General features: G+C 41.8%; 16 protein-coding genes. 10 read left to right on the top strand and 6 right to left on the bottom strand.

The window, feature by feature from the left end; all coding sequences use genetic code 11:
* The first annotated feature begins 2 nt into the window (after positions 1 to 2).
* From QSH61_RS13090 to QSH61_RS13070, 5 genes are all read left to right on the top strand, one after another.
* Positions 3 to 887 (top strand): mechanosensitive ion channel family protein, encoded by an 885-nt coding sequence (locus tag QSH61_RS13090; protein ID WP_206473360.1) that lies wholly within the window; start codon positions 3 to 5, stop codon positions 885 to 887.
* Between the two features lie 165 nt (positions 888 to 1,052).
* On the top strand, positions 1,053 to 1,499 hold the full coding sequence (locus QSH61_RS13085) for a PA2169 family four-helix-bundle protein (RefSeq protein ID WP_102057237.1): 447 nt from the start codon (positions 1,053 to 1,055) through the stop codon (positions 1,497 to 1,499).
* 10 nt (positions 1,500 to 1,509) lie between these two features.
* The gene (locus QSH61_RS13080) at positions 1,510 to 1,677 is read left to right on the top strand and encodes a DUF1328 domain-containing protein (RefSeq protein ID WP_010378934.1); all 168 of its coding nucleotides are present in this window, start codon (positions 1,510 to 1,512) and stop codon (positions 1,675 to 1,677) included.
* A gap of 40 nt (positions 1,678 to 1,717) precedes the next feature.
* Complete coding sequence (locus QSH61_RS13075; protein ID WP_010606603.1) at positions 1,718 to 1,909, top strand: hypothetical protein; 192 nt, start codon at positions 1,718 to 1,720, stop codon at positions 1,907 to 1,909.
* Between the two features lie 276 nt (positions 1,910 to 2,185).
* Positions 2,186 to 3,754, top strand: coding sequence for a methyl-accepting chemotaxis protein (locus tag QSH61_RS13070; RefSeq protein ID WP_239422492.1), 1,569 nt, complete (start codon positions 2,186 to 2,188; stop codon positions 3,752 to 3,754).
* A 362-nt stretch (positions 3,755 to 4,116) separates the two neighbouring features.
* Here the strand turns inward: QSH61_RS13070 and QSH61_RS13065 are convergent, their stop codons facing one another.
* On the bottom strand, positions 4,117 to 6,273 hold the full coding sequence (locus tag QSH61_RS13065; protein ID WP_206473361.1) for a TonB-dependent siderophore receptor: 2,157 nt from the start codon (positions 6,271 to 6,273) through the stop codon (positions 4,117 to 4,119).
* Between the two features lie 353 nt (positions 6,274 to 6,626).
* Between QSH61_RS13065 and QSH61_RS13060 the strand changes: the two genes are divergently transcribed.
* A complete protein-coding gene (locus QSH61_RS13060) occupies positions 6,627 to 7,961 on the top strand; it encodes a PepSY-associated TM helix domain-containing protein (RefSeq protein WP_206473363.1) in 1,335 nt (444 codons plus the stop codon).
* A 59-nt stretch (positions 7,962 to 8,020) separates the two neighbouring features.
* Here the strand turns inward: QSH61_RS13060 and QSH61_RS13055 are convergent, their stop codons facing one another.
* From QSH61_RS13055 to QSH61_RS13045, 3 genes are all read right to left on the bottom strand, one after another.
* The gene (locus QSH61_RS13055) at positions 8,021 to 8,392 is read right to left on the bottom strand and encodes a hypothetical protein (RefSeq protein ID WP_010606607.1); all 372 of its coding nucleotides are present in this window, start codon (positions 8,390 to 8,392) and stop codon (positions 8,021 to 8,023) included.
* Between the two features lie 145 nt (positions 8,393 to 8,537).
* Positions 8,538 to 9,302: a YdcF family protein gene (locus QSH61_RS13050; RefSeq protein WP_010606608.1), complete on the bottom strand. Its 765-nt coding sequence runs from the start codon at positions 9,300 to 9,302 to the stop codon at positions 8,538 to 8,540.
* A gap of 100 nt (positions 9,303 to 9,402) precedes the next feature.
* The gene (locus tag QSH61_RS13045) at positions 9,403 to 10,290 is read right to left on the bottom strand and encodes a LysR substrate-binding domain-containing protein (protein ID WP_010606609.1); all 888 of its coding nucleotides are present in this window, start codon (positions 10,288 to 10,290) and stop codon (positions 9,403 to 9,405) included.
* A gap of 289 nt (positions 10,291 to 10,579) precedes the next feature.
* Between QSH61_RS13045 and metE the strand changes: the two genes are divergently transcribed.
* Entirely contained in the window at positions 10,580 to 12,856 is a 2,277-nt protein-coding gene (gene metE / locus QSH61_RS13040) for a 5-methyltetrahydropteroyltriglutamate--homocysteine S-methyltransferase (RefSeq protein WP_211200964.1), read from the top strand.
* Between the two features lie 46 nt (positions 12,857 to 12,902).
* Here metE and QSH61_RS13035 read toward each other — a convergent pair whose 3' ends face one another.
* The gene (locus tag QSH61_RS13035; protein ID WP_010606611.1) at positions 12,903 to 15,263 is read right to left on the bottom strand and encodes a bifunctional diguanylate cyclase/phosphodiesterase; all 2,361 of its coding nucleotides are present in this window, start codon (positions 15,261 to 15,263) and stop codon (positions 12,903 to 12,905) included.
* Positions 15,264 to 15,447: 184 nt separating this feature from the next.
* Between QSH61_RS13035 and pyrC the strand changes: the two genes are divergently transcribed.
* The 3 genes from pyrC (at position 15,448) to radD (ending at position 18,815) form a co-directional block, all read left to right on the top strand.
* Positions 15,448 to 16,485: a dihydroorotase gene (gene pyrC, locus QSH61_RS13030; protein ID WP_174169966.1), complete on the top strand. Its 1,038-nt coding sequence runs from the start codon at positions 15,448 to 15,450 to the stop codon at positions 16,483 to 16,485.
* Positions 16,486 to 16,652: 167 nt separating this feature from the next.
* Positions 16,653 to 16,958 carry an H-NS histone family protein gene (locus QSH61_RS13025; protein WP_010606613.1) on the top strand — a complete coding sequence of 102 codons (306 nt, stop codon included), beginning with the start codon at positions 16,653 to 16,655 and terminating at the stop codon, positions 16,956 to 16,958.
* A 120-nt stretch (positions 16,959 to 17,078) separates the two neighbouring features.
* On the top strand, positions 17,079 to 18,815 hold the full coding sequence (gene radD / locus QSH61_RS13020) for a DNA repair helicase RadD (RefSeq protein WP_413782975.1): 1,737 nt from the start codon (positions 17,079 to 17,081) through the stop codon (positions 18,813 to 18,815).
* Between the two features lie 16 nt (positions 18,816 to 18,831).
* Here the strand turns inward: radD and QSH61_RS13015 are convergent, their stop codons facing one another.
* Entirely contained in the window at positions 18,832 to 19,164 is a 333-nt protein-coding gene (locus QSH61_RS13015; RefSeq protein ID WP_010606615.1) for a ribonuclease E inhibitor RraB, read from the bottom strand.
* Positions 19,165 to 19,397: the final 233 nt, after the last annotated feature.

Raw genomic sequence — 19,397 nt, 5'->3', positions numbered from 1 at the left:
TTATGAATTTAGAAAAATTCTGGGCGTTAATTAATGATAAGTTAATCTCTTGGCTTGAATCCGGTGTGCAGTTACTACCGAATATGATCCTAGCCTTAATGATACTCATATTCTTCACAGTTTTGGCTAAAATATCTTCAATTTGGTTTTCAAAGGCAATTAAAAAAGCAATAAAGACAGAACAAGTGGCTTCACTTATTAGTTCCATATTTAAAGTCTCTATTATTGCCATTGGGATTTTCTTCGCTTTAGATATAGTAAAACTATCAGGTGCTGTAATGTCATTGTTGGCTGGGGCGGGGATCATTGGCCTTGCTATTGGCTTTGCATTCCAAGACATGACCGAGAACCTCATCGCTGGATTTGTGATGGGGGTCAGAAAACCTTTTATGGTCGGTGACATTATAAGAACCAAGGATTGCTTTGGCACGGTAAGCAAAATCAATTTGAGAAACACCTTAGTAGAAAACTTTTATGGCCAGCTGTCTTATATCCCCAACAAAATTCTCTTTAAGAATGAGTTACAAAACTACACTAAGCTTGGCAAGCGAAGAATAGAAGTACCAGTTGGTATCTCGTATGCGGACGACCCAGAGCAAGCCCGAGAGGTGATTGTTGAGGCAATTAACAAGCTTGATTTCGTAGTAAGCCAAAAAGAAACAGATGTCTATGCAGAGTCTTTTGGTGACAGCTCTATTAATCTATTAGTGTGGTTTTGGATAGATTACCCAGCAGATCCGGGCTTTATGGTGGTCAGGCACAAAGCAATTTGCACCATTAACCGTGTATTAGCTGATAACGATATCTTAATTCCTTTCCCAATTAGGACTATGGATTTCAATGCTAAAGGGAGCACAACCTTAAGTACGCAATTATCACAGGAATAATTTACATCTAGTTTGTAATATTTTCACCGGTCTGAAGGTGCTTAGATTAAAAAGCCTTATATAATAAAGGTTTATGATTTGGCATTTAATCTGCATTAGTGAAAGGGACAGAAAATAATATTTGCAAAATGCACTTATTAAATATCGCAACGAAAGGAGTTATTTATGGCAGATTCAAATTACGACATGGGGCCGGTAAAAGAGCTCATCAAAGTATTAAATGGTGGTGTTGATTTTTACACTGAAGCTAAAAAGAAGCTAGATAATATCGAATTAAACCGCGTATTTGACCAAATGATTGTAGATAAAGCGCAAGCAATCTCGGATCTACAACCATTTGTTCTTATTGACGAAGGTGAAATTGAGACAGATTCAGCGCTTAGCATCGACATTCGTGAATCGTACACCAAGTTGGTTGGTATGGTGAGCACCGACAAAGAGCACACCTATATTTCTCAGCTAGAAGAAGTGGAAGACAAAGTGTTAAGCAAGCTTGATAAAGCATTAAGCAAAGATCTTCCACCTAAATGCAAGAGTGTATTACTGCAAATTCAAACCAGAATGCAAGCTTGTCACGATCAAATGAAGCAGTTGCAAGAGCTAACTGCCTAAGGAGAATGTTATGTTGAGTTGGGCTGTAATGTTTTTATTCCTAGCACTTGTCGCAGCCGTGCTAGGTTTCACTGGAATCGCTGGCGCTGCGGCAGGTATGGCGAAAATTCTATTCTTTGTGTTTATCGCCTTTATGATTATTTCGTTTATTTTTGGCAAAGCACGAGCTCCCAGGTAAAAGGGAATTAACGTACAAAAACGGTTTTAGGAGATAGATTATGAAATCAGCAATTACATTAGCAAAAGCATTTGGTTTTGTTTCAATTTTAGCACTTTTTGGTTGTAGCGAAGGTCCGGCGGAAGATGCTGGTGAGCGTTTCGATGAAACAGTTCAGGAAGTAGAAAATAGTGTGGAAGACGCGTGTGAAGATGTAAAAGAGAACATGAACGCTGAAAACGAAGAGTGTTAAGCGAAAGTGATTTCGACGTGGAATAAAAGAGGAGAAGCCGATAAAAGCTTCTCCTCTTTTTTTTGTAATAGGTTTAAAAATCAAACCTATACAGTTAAGAGACACAGTTACGAAGTATGATGCATATCAATAATGCGCTGCTTAATTTGCAATTATTATTGTAATCTATGAACTTTGAGTAATACTTTATTTCTATGTTTACTCAATAAAAATCAGACTATGCTAAATAGGGTTTCAGTTAAAAGCAGATTGTTGTCGCTTTCGGGCATACCTGCTGTGTTTTTTATTCTCGCTACTATCTTTACAATTGGAACATTATCAAATCTTATCAATTACATTGACCGTATTTATGACGACAGAGTTGTACCGCTGAGGCAAATAAAAGTCGTGTCAGACAACTATGCGGTGGTTATTGTAGATACTTTTCACAAGTTACGAGGCCATCAATTATCCAACAGTGCCGCGTTAAAGCAAATCGAAGAAGCTAAAAATATCGCTGAAAAAGAATGGAATAGCTATTTGTCCACGGACCTTACGAGCGAAGAGCGAAGCTTAGTAAAGCAAGTTGAAAAAGCAGAGATAAGTGTCAAGCAACTGCTGTCTAATTATATTAACCGAGTTAACGCAAATACTTTTGAAGAAATTCCTTATGATAAATTTGTACGCGATCTCTATGCCGCCTTTGACCCCTTAAGTGAAAGCTACAATGCACTAATTGAGTTACAACTTGCAGAGGCAAGTGCACTAAGAGATGTTGGCCGCTCAGAAGCCAGTGCGACAAAAACGGCGATGATTATCTCTTCCGTTACTATTGTGATCGTAATGGTGATGATTGGTATGTTGATATTTAGGTCAATTAACGAACCACTCAGTCGTTTGCGTATGCGTATTGGTAACATTGCAAGAGATGCTGATTTAACCCAACGTGTAGTGGTTGAGGGGCAGGACGAGCTGAGTGAGATAGGAAACGACTTCAATACTATGGTGTCGAGCTTACATGAGTTAGTTACCAACCTAGTTACGATGGTGAATAGTCTGTCCTCAACATCCAACGAGCTAAATGGAATTAGTCAGTCAATTGCGGGCACTTCACAAGAACAAGAGCAGCAAACGGTAATGATCGCAACCGCAGCGACAGAAATGAGTAGTGCAATTCAGGAGGTTGCACATAATGCAATGAATACCGCAAACAAAGCAGAGATGTCGGGTCAGCTTGCAAAGCAGGGGATGGATGTTATTTCGCAAAATATTCAGGCCATCGAGCGTCTTGCCAGTGAGGTGGGAGATAACGCGCAGTTAATTAAAGCGTTGAACGACCAGTCGAATGAAATCAACCAAGTCGTGCTAATGATCCAAGGTGTGGCTGAACAAACAAATCTTTTGGCATTAAACGCTGCAATAGAAGCGGCGAGAGCTGGGGAATCAGGTCGAGGCTTCGCGGTTGTTGCTGATGAAGTTAGGCAATTGGCACACAACACGCAAAAAGCTACGGAATCGATCCGAGATATGATCAGTAAGTTACAGGGCATGGCACAAAATGCCGTGTCGTCAATGGAGAATGCACAGTCGAGTGCAGCTGCAGGAGTTGATAGGGCCAATGAGTCAGCTCAAATCATGACTGATATAGACAAGGCGGTGGATGAAATCGTCGGTATGAATATTCAGGTTTCAACGGCAACGGAAGAACAAACAACGGTGGTTGCGGAAATCAGCGAAAATATTAATGATTTCAGTAGCAGTATTTCTGAAATTACTCGAAGTGCGCAGAGTAATGCAGATGTGAGTAATGACTTAGAGGCGTTAGCTGAGCAGTTAAACGGTCAAGTGTCGGTATTTAAGGTTTAATGGCAACTCGACTTAGTACTTAATTTGGGAGGTTCGGCTCTTGGGATTGAAAACACAGTTACGTAAATTGGTGTGAGATAGAAAAGCGCGGGTTTCTAGTCAGAAGCCCGCGCTTTATTTATACCAGTTGTATTAAGTAAATGATCTATCTTGAAGCGGGGAAATAGCTTTAGTAGCAAGGCAAAAATTTTGCTATTTAGTTGTTCTAAATGAGAAATTTTTAACGAAGCTAATATGCTATTTCACCCTTCAAATTGATTAGAGAATTAATTCAATTGGTATTATAGGCATTTTGCTGCTGCAGCTAAGTTTTAAAGGTGTTGTAACCCTATCACGCCACAGCATTTGCATAGTGCTTTACGTTAAAACAGATATTCCATACTTAAATTGTATGCTCTAGGCTCGCTGTACTTTTTCGGCACGAAACCGTAAGTATCGTAATAGCCTTCATCTGTGAGATTACTGATATTCAGTTTAACGCTCAGTTGGCTAGAAAATTGATATTTGACGTGTGCATTTAGTAAAAGCTGGCTATCTTGATCTGCACGCACTGCGCCTCGACGACCACCTGTTGGAAGTCCAAGGTCAACTCCTGGGACGTTTAAAATATCGACTTTTCTGTCCGTATCCCAAGTTGCATTTAGCCCTAATCGCCAAGCCCCATAAGTATACTTGGTGCTCGTATTGAGCGTTTGTCTTGGTGCATACAAGTTAATATCTTCGCCATGCTCATCGACAACATCAAAATCACTGTAACCAAAGTTTACTTGCCAATCATCTGTCAGTTTTGCTTCTAATTCAACTTCAAATCCATCAGCTTCTGCACCATCTACGGGTCGATACCTAGCAGGTCTTTCGTCTGCATATTCGGGGATAACAACACCGAAGTCTTCCTTTAAACTATCAAAGTAAGCGACGTTTAGACGTAGTTTATCATCCCAAAGGGTGGTTTTAATGCCGACTTCTAAGTTCCGGGCGGTGATTGGTGCTAATTGATTTAAATTGGCATCCACTTTATCCAGTTGCGGCTCATAAGCATCGGTATAACTTGCATACGTGCTGATCTGGTCATTGAGATCGTAAACCAGCCCCAAGTATAAGCTCTCACCGGTTTCTTCACCTTTGTCGCTTGAGAACCCGCTCCAAGCAAAGTCACGCTCATTGGTACGTTCATAATCAAAAAATTTGACACCAACAATGGCATGAAGGTCATCCGTTAACGTTAACTTACTGCTGAGTGCAATACTCTGTTCTTTCGTCGTTTTGTCCCAATAGCCAATAAATTGCTTATCTGTCGCAGTTAAATGAGCGGCTGGGTGAAGGTTATTAATCGATTGGAGTGGATAAAATACTGTTCTCGCGTTTTCATCCAGTTCTTCGAAGCGATCGTCTGTGGACTCAAAATCGGCATTTAAATAGGTGATATTCACCTGATGTGCGCGGTCAAATAACTCAAACCGACCAACCAGTCCCAAAATAAAATTAGTCCCATCAACCGTTTCAACCCAGCGTCTGTCACCGCCTTGAAGGCCAAGACCTGTTTCTTTGTCTGGGTTACCACTAAAGTAGGTCAAGGTAATGTCAGCTTCTGTTTTACTGTATTGTGCGCCAAAGTTAAGTTCCCAATCTAAATTGATTTGGTGAGATAATTTTAAATGATAACTTTGGTGGGTATTGCCGTTGTGACTATCTGGCGATGATAAATTTGTTTTCTTGTCTATTTCGACGGAACTACCATCAGAGTAAAAAATGGGTAATCCCCAGGGTGATAGTTTCAGTTCATTGTCTTGGTAATGAACACTAAGCGAGGCTTCGGTATCTTCGGAGAAATAATGATGTAATTGGGTGTATGCGACGATCTTATTACTATTTTCTTTGTCGACAAAGCTATCTCTTTCCTCATAGGCAAGAATAACTCGTCCGGCCAATGCTTCATCTTTCGTTAGGGAGCCTGTTGCATCTATGTGTGTACGCACTTTATTCCAAGAGCCAATCTCAGCACCAACTTCAACAAATCCACTTCGGTCTGGTTGTTTTGTGATGACATTTAATGTTGCCGATGGTTGTCCTGCACCCGCCATTAACCCCGCAGCGCCCCGAAGAACCTCTACTCGGTCATAGACAATAGTGTCTAAGCGACTCTCTTGTGGTCCAGCAATTGAGGTCGGTAAGCCATCTTTAACCAATGCATTGACGAGATACCCACGAGAAGTAAACTCAGTATTATCACCCGCTCCAAATTTGTATCTTGAGATGCCTGTTGCCTGTACCATGATGTCCTCAAGATCATTCAGTTCGAAGTCTTCTATGTAATCGTGGCTTAACACGGTAACAGACTGGGGGGTTTCTTTAATGGTAAGGTCAAGTCCTGTTGGACCCGAGTTACGCTTGATTGGCTGGCCTACAACACTGATCCGTTCAATATTGTCGCGCTCGGCTTTTGCTGCCGCATTTGGAGAAAAATAAAGGAGTGATAACATCAGAGCTAGTGCTGTAGATTGATGCGCTTTGGTTTGCATGGGTGTTTCCTTTCCTAAATTGTTTTTTCGTCACAAGAGATAAAGATGAAAGTTCCTATGATATGTAGGAGCTATTTTTCTGAGATTGAACCAAGCTTTTGAATAGTTCTAACTGAAAACAGAAATTATTTTCAATTCTAAATGATAATTCTTTTTGTTACTATAAGGGGTAATGCAAAAAATGAATTATTGCAAAAATAATGGCTTACCCAAATCTCATAGTTGTTAGGATCTGATTGTTAGGGGGGATGTCAATTAGGTTGGATGGCGCTGTCATAGGGCTTATCTATGTTTGAATATTAATACAAGGCAAGGAAGTGAAGTCGTTTTATGTCTTCGCTATTGGGTGGTCCATGACGGCAAAACAATGGTTCAACTGGCATAGTTTGAGTGGCGTGTGGTTTGGGGTGTTGCTGTTCATAATATGCTGGACTGGCGCGTTTGCGAGTATTGCCCACGAACTAGATTGGCTATTCAACGATCAGGTGAGGGCAGTAGACGGGCAATCAAACATAAGCTTAGCAGCAGCTTACGAGATGGTACAAAAGGCGTATCCTGACGCCCGAATAGGGATTGCCTTTACAGGTCCTGATACCTATTTTTCGTATGATATCGTGATGCGGATGCCTGATAGTCCTTGGCAACACGTTTATGTCGATCCACTTTCAGGAGCTATCCAAGGTGAAAGTAGTTTTTTTAATATTCAGCGCTTTTTTCGCGATTTCCACATGCATTTTTTCGGCGTGTTTGACAGCATCATTTCATACTATCTTGTGCTTATCTTTGCAGTTCCTTTGTGTATTTCGACCGTGAGTGCGCATTATGTATATCGCCTCTGGTGGAAAAAGTTATTTGTATTTACGTTTAGCGGGGATGCACGTGCCAAAATGGCAAGTATGCATAAAATAAGTGGGACGTGGGGCTTATGGCTTGCGGTTGTTATTTCGCTTACGAGTATCTGGTATCTATTTGAGTTTGTACGAATGGATATGGTCGATGGTAAAACAGCTTATACTGATGTTGGGGATTTTGCCGTTAATCCCTTGGCAGAACTGCCGAGACAGGATAAACCACAATTGTCTGTTGTGGAATTATTCGCAATAGTAAAAGCGACGAGACCCGATCTTGAGGTGAAAGCTATTCGCTATTCTGGGGGTTATTTTTATGCTGAAGGACAATCGCAGGATTGGATAGTTCGGGATAGGGCAAACAAGATCTATGTCAACCCTTACACGGGGGAAGTTGTTTATAGCCAAACAGCATCGAGCCAAGGGCTATATTGGCGATTATCCGACACCGCAGACCCTCTACATTTTGGCAATTTTGCGGGGATATGGGGGAAGATACTGTGGTTTATATTTGGGGTTGTGCTCTCATTTTTGGTTCTCAGTGGTACTTACATGTATATCAAGCGGCAGTTTAAATTGCGCCGCAAAGATGAATACCGAGGTGTAATGGTATCACTAGCGTTGAGTTTCGGATTGGTCTTATGTATTTGTTTTTACGCCCATCGCACAATTGCGGGTTATGGTATGGCAGGAAAGTGGCCGGAATTGCCGCTTGCTTCGTTGACTTTTTTATTAGGCTGGGTGTCACTAACTTGCTTGATTATCCTGGTTTGGAGCGCCGCCCTGCTCAATTTACGTCATAAAAATAGCTCTTCTTCGCTCAGGTTGAATCGGTATTGATTGTTGCAGACCAAAAAAAACCTCGCAGCTGCGAGGTTTCTTCACTCATGAAACTGTGCTTACACAACACCACGAGGTAAGCGACAGTCGTGATCTTTTGCTGCTAGTTCAGCAATCCACTGTTCTTCCGCTTTGAAGCCATCTTCGTTTTCTGTAACGATAGTAAAGCTTGCTGATTTTACAGCTGCTGCCTTCGGCGCTTTCTTAGTCGTTTTCGCTTTTTTGGCAGGCGCCTGCGTTGTCTCACTTGCTACAGCTGACCCTGAAGTTAGCTCTTCTGTTAATTCAGCTACCTCAGCAAGACGCATGTTTTTGCCACCATCGATGCTATACCAACCTGGCTTTGCAGTGATTTCAGGCTTTTTGCCATGTGCAGCTTCGTACGCAGCTTCGAAAGCGCTTAGTACTTCAGTTTTATCTAGTTTACTCATCGTAGATCCTAGTCGTGTTGTACGCGGATACGCGGGTTAAGATTAAACTCTATTTATACCCATATTTGCGCAAATTTTCAATTTTTTACGTTTTTCAGCGCCAATTTATCGAACTTTAGCCTGGTTTTGATGCCTTTTTCGACGCTTAAAGTGCTTCAGGGTCGATAATGCGACGTATCGTGATCCACATACTACCAACTTGTTCATGCCAAATTCGAGTGACTATATCTAGCGCCTTATCATTTGCGATAAACTGCCGACTTAATGGGAGTGACTTAAAATTATAAAACTCTGTCGGGGCAGGGAATACTTCAACGCCTTGTGCTTCAAATAGGTTTTTTGCGCGTTTCATGTGCGAAGCTGACGTGACAAGTGCAACATCATAATCTACCAAAACGGGCGCGAGCATTTTCGCTTCGTCTGCGGTGTCTTTGGCATTGTGGTTTTGCTTGATACGGGTAGCGGAAATACCTAAGCTCTGTGCAGTTTTAGCCATGAGTCCTGCGCTTGTTGCGTTGCCATAGCCATAACCAGAAACATACAGCTGGGCTTTTGGGTAAATATTAGCAAGTCTAATGCCTTCAACTAGTCGAGCTAAACCGCAACTACCTAGTTGAGCATTACTGGGGAGGGAATCATCGGGGTATAAATTACAACCAAGCACAACAATTCTGTCTATGTTTTTGTGCCTGCTTGGATTGAATGCGGTGAGCGTGCCCTTATCCCACTCGATAATGTGTTGCGCGACATAAGGAGTGGATATGCTCCAAGTAGTTAGTAGGACCAACCAGACTGCGATATACGGCCCTTTGCGTGTTTTGGCGATAAAAAACATGAGCCCCATAAGTGCAACCAAAGATAACGGTAACGGCATCAGAAGTTGACCGATAACCTTTTTGACTTCAAACATTTAAACATGCCTTAGATTTAGATAAGCCTGACGCAATGCTAGCATGAGATGGGAGCTGTAGAAATGTATAACAGTTAGGGCTCAAAAAGAGCCCAGTCAACTATCTTGCCGTGGTTTTACGGCAAGTATTGAGGAAATGGCGATAAACAGGGTTATCTTTCATGCTTTTCTTCATTGCTAAATACATTGGACGATTTAGCCCAAGAGCGCCTAGAGGAATCGATTTAATCAGCCCTTGGCTTTCATACGGTGTGACCAACCAGTCTGGTAATGCCGCAACCCCCATACCTGCACTCACAAGTTGGAAGATTAATAAACCTTGATCGACGGTTTTTAGCGTACCATCAAAGCGTGCATTTTGAATAAAGTGCTTAAATATGTCCTGACGCTCGCGAGGAATAGGGTAAGAAATGATGGTTTCATCTTTTAGGTCGAGTGCTGTGACATAGGCCTTCTTGGCCAATTCGTGATCTGGTGCAACGATTAACTTTAATTTAAAGTCAAAAAGATGCGCGTATTCGAGCTGTTCTGGTTCTCGAATGTCCGAAGTAAGCACTAAGTCCAGCTCATCTTCAATAAGGTCAGGAATCGCATCATAGCTAAAGCCTCGTTCGTAATCGACTTTAATGTCAGGCCAAAAGGTATTGAATTCTTTAATCGTTGGCAGCAACCAGTGAAAACAAGCATGACATTCCACGCTTAATCTGAGTTGTGAGATGGGCTGGTTAAGGCTTTCCTTCAAACGACACTTTGTTGCTTCAACTTTAGGCAATACATCATTGGCGAGCTCTAATAGCAACATGCCTTGAGGGGTAAAGCGTACCGGTTGGGTCTTGCGCTCGAATAGTTGGCAGTCGAGTTTGTTCTCTAGATCTTTGATCTGATGAGATAAAGCGGATTGAGTCAGGAATAGCTCTCGTGCTGTATTCACAAGAGAACCAGTTTCTTTCAAGGTGGAGATAGTCTTTAGGTGCTTTATATCAATCATTATCAACAATTCTCATATTTGAAGTGAGCAAATCTCAGCATTACTCAATATTACGATTCTATTTAGTTATTATCAATGTCTAGACGTCTAAATACCTACGGTGAATTGTTCAAAAATTCACAAATCCACTATAACACTAAAAATGACAGCGTTGTCACTACTTCTGTAAAAATTTTGCAAAAAATTACAAATTAATTTTATTCATATGAAATCTGAAAAAGCATCAATTGTTGTTTTTGATTATGATAATTAAATTTAGACATCCATACATCTAGACGGAATTAAAATCATGGCATTAACACATAATTTGGGTTTTCCACGCGTAGGCAAAAAACGTGAACTTAAATTTGCAGTAGAGCGCTATTGGTCGGGCGACTTAACGCAAGACGACTTAATCGCGGAAGGAAAGCGCATTCGTGCAGAAAATTGGGCATTGCAAGCTGATGCTGGTGTTGACCTTATCCCAGTTGGCGATTTCGCTTGGTATGACCACGTGTTGAATATTTCATTACTTGTCGGCGCGATCCCTAGTCGTCACAAAAATGATGAGTCTGTAAATCTCGATACTTTGTTTCGGATTGGCAGGGGTCGAGCACCTAGCGGCTGTGCGTGTGCAGCAAGTGAAATGACAAAATGGTTCAACACCAATTATCATTACATCGTCCCTGAGCTAACTCAAACACAGGAGTTTGCTCTGACTTGGACTGAGTTATTCATTCAAGTAGAGGAAGCACAATTACTTGGCTACCGAGCAAAACCCGTCTTGGTCGGCCCGGTAACCTATCTCTACTTAGCTAAATGTGTTGGCCAAGAGTTTGATAAATTAGTTTTATTAGATAAGTTATTGGCTGTATATCAGCAGGTACTTGCCAAGCTTGCAGCTCAAGGTGTTGAGTGGGTACAAATTGATGAACCTATTTTAGCACTGGAAATCGACGATGCTTATCGTAACGCGCTGCGCCGGAGTTTTGATGCGTTGAGTGGCCAAGGAGTAAAAGTGTTGTTGGCCAGTTATTTTGACTCCGTACAAGCGCATGTTGAAGATATTCAATCTTACCCCGTAGAAGGCGTGCATTTTGACTGCGTAACGGCAAACTACGACTTGGCTGCGTTAGAGGAAGTAGTTGGGCAAGATAGCGTACTGTCTCTCGGGATTGTGAATGGTCGTAACATTTGGCGCTCGGATCTCGAAGGTGTATATCAGCAACTTGCTCTGGTTCATGAACGTCGCGGTGATAATCTCTGGCTCGCTCCTTCGTGCTCATTATTACATACGCCAGTGGACTTAGAGCAAGAGCAAAAGCTTGATAGTGAGTTAAAGTCTTGGCTCGCATTTGCCAAACAAAAAGGGCAAGAGCTGGCATTATTGAAAAATGCATTGGAGCAGCGTGATATTACCCAGTTGGTCGAATATTCTAAGCCTGTAAAAGCGCGTTTGACTTCTACTCGAGTGAATAATAATGAGGTGCAGCAGCGTGTTTCAGCGCTTACAACAAAAGACGGTCAACGCACGAGTGAATTCGCAACCAGAATTAAAAAGCAAGCACAATCGCTAAATTTACCCTTATTGCCAACCACAACGATAGGCTCTTTCCCACAAACCCAAGCTATTCGTAAGGCGCGACGTGATTATAAAGCGGGTACGTTGAGTACTGATGCTTATCAAAGCCAGATGGAAGCGGAGATCCGTTATGCCGTTGAAGAACAAGAAGCGCTTAACTTAGATGTGCTTGTACATGGCGAAGCAGAGCGCAATGATATGGTTGAGTATTTTGGTGAATTACTCGAAGGTTTTGCCTTTACTCAGTTTGGTTGGGTGCAAAGTTATGGGTCGCGCTGTGTTAAACCCCCTGTGATCTGGGGAGATGTCTCGCGTGCAGCACCAATGACAGTGAAGTGGACGAGTTATGCACAGAGCTTAACCAAAAAACCGATGAAGGGCATGCTAACAGGGCCGGTGACTATTTTATTTTGGTCGTTTGTCAGAGATGACTTAGACAAGCCGAGCATCGCGAATCAAATCGCATTAGCACTGAGAGATGAAGTGGTAGATTTGCAAAATGCAGGGATTAAGGTGATCCAAATCGATGAACCTGCTTTTAGAGAGGGGATGCCACTCAAAGCCAGTCAGTGGAAAACTTACTTAGCGTGGGCGGCATATGCGTTTAGGGTATCTGCAAGTGGTGTGAATGACGAAACACAGATCCATACGCATATGTGTTATTCGGAGTTTAACGATATTATCGCCGCCATAGCGGATATGGATGCGGACGTGATCACAATTGAAACGTCACGTTCAAATATGACCTTACTCGACGCCTTTGAAGATTTTGACTACCCCAATGACATCGGGCCTGGTGTTTATGATATTCACACGCCAAACGTCCCTGAGGTGGCTTGGATAAAAGACTTAATTCACAAAGCAGCGAAGAAAATCCCAGTAGAAAGATTATGGGTGAATCCAGATTGCGGGCTAAAAACCCGAGCATGGCCAGAAACCCGGGCTGCACTTGAGAATATGGTGGCAGCAACCAAGGAGCTTAGAAGCGAATTAGGTAGAAGTTAAACTAAACCAGTCTAAATACCCATTGTTTATAAACAATGGGTATTTGCTAGTTTCTACTCAGTAAAAATGCCATCGCTTGATCTGCGGCGAGTGGTTTAGAAACAATATAACCTTGACCAAATTGACAGCCTTTTTGCTTTAATAGCTGCCACTGGGTTTCGAGCTCGATACCTTCGGCGACAACGGTCAGGTTAAGTGATTGTGCAAGCTTCAAAATCGCATCAACTAGGGGGTTTTCTCTTTCAGTTAGTTGGTCAATAAAGCTCTTATCAATTTTAAGCACATGAATGGGGAGCTGGTGCAAATAACCTAAAGCAGAGTAACCGGTGCCAAAGTCGTCAAGATAAAGCTTCACTCCAAGGGATTCTAATCCTTGAATAATTTTGGTTGCAAGAGCTAAGTTTGCTATTAATCCAGATTCTGTGATTTCCAAACATAAAGAGCCAGGTGTAAGCTCATAATGATGATAAAGTTGCTGAATTGTATCTACGAACTCTAAGCTTGCGAAATGTCGCGATGAAACATTTACCGTAACGCGAGTTTTCGGCAGCTTTTGCGCTTTCCAACGTTTGAGTTGTTTGGCTGCTAATTCCAACAAATGTAAGTCAAGTTCAATGATCTGTCCGGTTTGCTCTGCAATTGGAATAAAAGCATCTGGAGAGACGAGACCATTTTTGGGGTGAAACCAACGGACAAGGGCTTCAAAGCTCACAATAGCGCCAGTCGTGAGAGAAAATATCGGCTGATAGTACAGCGCAAATTCATTGTTTTTTATGCCATGTTGCAGATCATTTTCAATATCGGCTTGCTGTTTTAGGCGCTTGCGCATGGCATTATTAAAATAGCAGACCTGACCCCGACCCGAAGATTTTGCTTCGTACATGGCGGCATCTGCTTGCTGCAGTAAATTAATTGCGCTATCGGATTCGTTATCAGTGAAGGCAACGCCAATACTGCCAGAAGCTTGCAGAACATGACCATCTATATGAAGGGGCTTGGTTATTGCTGTGGTGATCCTATCAAGTAGCAGAGTGACTTGTTGCCTGTCTTGGACATTTTCCATAAAAATTGCAAACTCATCACCCCCGAGCCGCGCGAATGTATCGGTTTTGCGAATACAGCCATTTATCATCTCGACAATAGCAATCAAGAAATGGTCACCAACATCGTGGCCAAGTGAGTCATTAATGCTCTTAAATCTGTCTAAATCCAGATAAATTAGGCAGTGCAAATTAGAGGACTCGATTCGTGCAAGCCTCAAAATGGCATGCTTGATCCGCTCTAACAATAAATAGCGATTGGCAAGACCTGTTAAGTCGTCATGTAAGGCTCTATGCTCTAACGCTTGTCGTGAAAGCTGCCGGTCTATGGCCATGCTGACTTGGCGACTTATATAAGTCAAAATAGATAAATCATGATTCACGAAAGCTTGGTCGTTATTGTAGCTTTGCAGTACAATCACGCCCTGATATTGATCATTAACCAAAAATGGTACGCCTAACCAAGAGCGCGGCGAGCGGCCCACCATTTTAAAATCACCCCGCGTAATGTGCATTCTAAATTGATTGTTATCACACAGCAGTGGTCGTTGGTTCTTCAGTATATAGTAGGATGCAGTATGCTTAATCTGATCTTTTGATACTTTTTGATGTGCATTACATTTTTCGCCTCCCTCAATCAAATAATCGATTTCTAAAATATCCTGTTGAGTATCATAAAGGCCGATAAAGAAGTTCTCGGCGCAAAGCTGAGAGGCAATGATTTTATATAAGTCATCATAAAAAGCTTCAAGGTTCTCAAAGCGGTAAGTGATGTTTGCAATTTTAAGCAGGGACTTTTCTAAATTCTGTGCTTGGTGTAACTGGGCAATCGTGGTTTGGAGGTTTTCTAAGGTACGTAACTGGTGGATTTTGGCACTGAGCAGATGTGCGACCGTCGATAATATCTGTAAATGCGCGGAGGTAAAATAATCGGCCTCTGGATGCTCACAGTCAATCACACCGATTAAATGACCGTCATACTCAAGTGGTACACAAAGCTCTGACATGGCGGGTCGTAAGTCAGCAATGTACATAGGGTGAGCGGCGACGTTTCCAGAAATAAAGGGCGCTCTAGTCGTTGCTACTTGACCAGTAATACCTAAACCAATCTTTATCTTGGTTTGTTCAACACGATAATCACCATTAGCATGGGAAACGCCCATACTTGCAGCGACTTCTAGATATTCTTGGTAAGGATCAGCGAGATAGATAACACAATCGACAAACCCCAGTCGGTTGACAACCTGTGTCGTAACGTATTCAAATAATTCGTCAAGTTTGGTTAGATGCAGCAGCGACGAAGAAAACTGGTTAATGATGCTAAGCTGCTCAGTTTTTGATTCTAATTTTTGGTTCTCAGATAGCATACATATTTCTCATGAAAAGATGCTACTAAGTTAACTTAAATTGTACATATTTACCAATATTGTGAAAAATGAAAACGCGCTAAAGTAAACTCACAAAGTGAAATAATCTGCGGTTGGCCTGAAAAACTTTACTAACACCCATGTGCAGCCTATGATCGGGCAAATTCAGCAGTGGAAGAGAGCAATGACGAGCAAACAAACGCTAACGATTACACGACCAGATGATTGGCATGTGCACCTACGTGATGGTGATGTATTGGTCGATACGGTAAGAGATATTAGTCGCTATATGGGCCGCGCGATTATCATGCCAAATCTGGTCCCACCAGCAACTTGCACAGAGACTGCTTTGGCTTATCGTGACCGCATAATGGCCGCTAATCCTCAAGGTAACTTTCAGCCTCTAATGGTGTTGTACCTTACGGATAACACTACTCCTGAAGAAATAAAAAAAGCGAAAGCAACCGGTCATATCGTTGCTGCTAAGTTGTATCCAGCCGGTGCGACGACAAACTCAGCGTCGGGGGTAACGGATATTGAAAACGTGTATCCAGCACTTGAAGCGATGCAAGAAGTTGGCATGTTGCTGCTTGTGCACGGTGAAGTGACGGACTCATCTATTGATATTTTTGATAGAGAAAAAGTATTCCTTGAGACGAAGCTATCTAAAGTCGTTGATAACTTTCCAGCGCTAAAAATCGTACTCGAACATATCACAACAAAAGATGCCGTTGATTTTGTCAATCAAGCACCTGACAACGTTGCAGCAACTATCACTGCTCATCACTTGCTTTATAACCGCAATCATATGTTGGCTGGTGGTATTCGCCCTCACTATTATTGCTTACCTATCTTAAAACGTAATACACATCAACAAGCGCTAATTGAAGCGGCGACAAGCGGAAGTAAGAAATTCTTTTTGGGCACTGATTCAGCCCCTCATGCGAAAGATAAAAAAGAAGCCGCATGTGGCTGTGCCGGTGCATACACTGCACATGCCGCAATAGAGCTATACGCCGAAGCATTTGAAGACGCGGGAGAGCTTGATAAATTAGAAGGCTTTGCGAGTCACTTTGGTCCGGACTTTTATGACTTACCACGCAATACAGATACCATTACGCTGACTAAGTCTCCTTGGCAAGTGCCTGATGCATACAAATTAGGTGAAGGATCTGTTGTTCCTATTAAAGCGGGTACAACTATTGACTGGAAAGTTGAATGAGATTTAAACAAAATGTAATTAAATCTTCTTAATCCTAACTAGAAAGCGCTATTATGGCGCTTTTTTCGTAACAAAATTAAAATTCACAGAATACAATTTGTTTTTTATTAATTTTAATATAGTATTCAATATAAATATTAAAACTAAGCTTAATTGAGAGAGTATCAATGCGTGAGATCAAGTCTTTTATTAAAAATGCAAGCTACGGTGATTTAGAAAAAGCGTTAGAGCTTATCCAAAAAGCACTGGACGAGCAAAAGGAACAACAGCAAGCTAAAGAAGAGGTATTGGCTATGCTGAAAGAAAAAGGACTTACGCTTGATGATTTAGTGGGCACTACGTCAGCTGACCGTCGTTCTAAAGTAAAAGCAAAATACCGTATTGAAAAAGACGGTGAGGTAATCGAGTGGACTGGCCGTGGTAAAACACCTAAAGTATTCCAAGGTGTTAACCTAGATGATTATCTAATCTAATAATGCTTTATTATGAAGGTGGTTCGGTGTTGAACAACCTTTGTTTAAATTGCTTAAATAAAAGGCGTACCTTAGTAGGTACGCCTTTTTTGACTTAATTATATATCCCCTGAGGCGCTTATTTACGTTTTAAGACCTTATCAGCAGGAAGCGGTACAAAATACACTGCTCCACTTTCGTAAATCTAGCGAGTCTGCAGTAATTGTTTTGCCTACTGGCGCCGGAAAGAGTTTAGTTATTGCGGAGCTTGCACGGCTTGCTAGGCACAAAATATTAGTGTTGACTCATGTTAAAGAGCTTGTAGAACAAAATGCACAAAAATATAAAAGCTATGGATTACAAGCGAGCATTTTTTCTGCTGGATTAAAAGAAAAGTCGTTACAGCATCAGGTGACTTTTGCCAGTGTGCAGTCGTTGTCTCGAAATTTGTCACAACTTAATCAATTCTATTCATTAGTTATCATTGATGAATGTCACCGAGTAAGTGGTGATGATAATAGTCAGTATCAGCAAATTTTAAACCAGCTGACTGAATTTAATCCTGAATTAAAGTTACTGGGCTTAACAGCAACACCTTATCGCTTGGGTATGGGATGGATATATCATAAGCATTATCACGGTTTTGTGAGGGGGAAAGCAGAATCACCATTTAAGCGGTGTATTTATGAGCTGCCGCTCAGATATATGATAAAAAACTCGTACCTAACGCCACCTAAAAAAATTGATCCAGCGGTTGAAAATTATGACTTTTCTAGTTTAAGTACAGATTCATTTGGGCGTTATTCAGAATCTGATATGAATACATTATTACAGGCTCAGACCCGTGCAACAAAAAGCATTATCTCGCACTTACTAGCGCTAAGTGAGAATAGGGTCGGCGTAATGATTTTTGCCGCGACGGTTATGCATGCAAAAGAAATTCTCGGCTATTTACCTGAGCAATATAGTGCGCTAATAACGGGTGAAACCAAATCTGCCGTGAGAGATGCACTTATCGTCCAGTTCAAAAATAGAGAAATTAAGTATTTAGTGAATGTTTCTGTGCTGACTACCGGGTTTGACGCGCCCCATGTTGATGTTATCGCTATCTTGAGACCCACGGAGTCCGTGAGCCTCTATCAGCAGATTGTAGGCAGAGGACTTAGGTTAGACGAAAATAAAGAAGATTGCTTTGTCATTGATTATGCTGGCAATGACTTTGACTTATTTGCACCTGAAGTGGGAAGTAAAAAGCCAAATTCAGACAATGAGCCCGTACAGGTGCTGTGTCCTGGTTGTGGCTTTGCCAATATTTTCTGGGGCAAGGTAGACGAGCAAGGCAAGCTTATTGAGCATTTTGGTAGGCGCTGTCAGGGGTTGCTTGAAGACGATGAAGGTCACTCACAGCAATGTGATTATCGTTTTAAGTTTAAAGAATGTGAGCAGTGCGGTGCAGAAAATGATATTGCTGCAAGGCAATGTCATCAGTGCGGCGGAATAATGGCAGACCCAGATGATAAGCTGCGCGCGGCACTGAATTTAAAACATGCAATGGTATTACGCTGTAGCGGGCTATGTAGCGAAGTACTCGGTGGCAATAAATTAAAAATTACTTACTTTGATGAGGATGGGGCAAGTTGCAGTGAAGTCTATGACTTTTCTAATCAAAAGAGCCTATTTATATTCCACCAGCAATTTGCAAAGCGGAGAAAGTCAACATCGGCACCTGCGCAATGGCAGTCAGCTGAAGAAGTGATAGATACTGACTTAATTGCACCGGATTTTGTGATTGCTAAATTACACAAGAAGTTTGGTTGGCAGGTTTCTGAAAAGCTGTTTGATTATCAAGGAAACTACAGAAAGGCCGACAAAAGTTAGCTTTTCTGTAGCAAGTTTATTCTTCCGAGGCCATTAAGCCCCAGCCATCACCATATCCTTCATAGCCATTGGCTATGCTTTCTAGGTATTGCTCTGTCTGACTCAGCAGCTCGTGCATAGGGACCATAGTCACTGTGGTGATCACTTCCCAAACGCCAGTATCAGGACATTGTTGTAACTGGGTTTTAGGTGCTAATTCATCTTTCTCAATCGCGCTACTGAAGCGCTTAGCATCATCAGCTTGCTCGAAAAGAATATAAAAATCGATATTCTGCATTTGCGTCAGATCAACGCCAGCAGCGGCAATCTCAGCTAAAAGTTCACCGTTATCATCATTTGGGAATTGCATAATTTCACTCTGCAGGTTCAATTGCTGCTATTGTCCGTCATCTGCAAGAAAATAAAAAGGATGAATGTAAATAAATGTGCGATAAAGCCACTGCGTTACATCAAAATACACCCTATGTTCAGCTTAAGCTCAGTAAAATTGCACTTTCTCTGAAAAGTCGTTTTACAGTATCCATTTTCACAAGCACAATGGCGTTATCGATGCCCATAAGTCGCGATATTTAGGTCGTTTTA

This window comes from Pseudoalteromonas sp. JC3 (genome assembly GCF_030291895.1).
Lineage (GTDB): Bacteria > Pseudomonadota > Gammaproteobacteria > Enterobacterales > Alteromonadaceae > Pseudoalteromonas.
The sequence above is the reverse complement of the archived record's forward strand: the minus strand, read 5'-3'. Positions and strand labels throughout refer to the sequence as shown.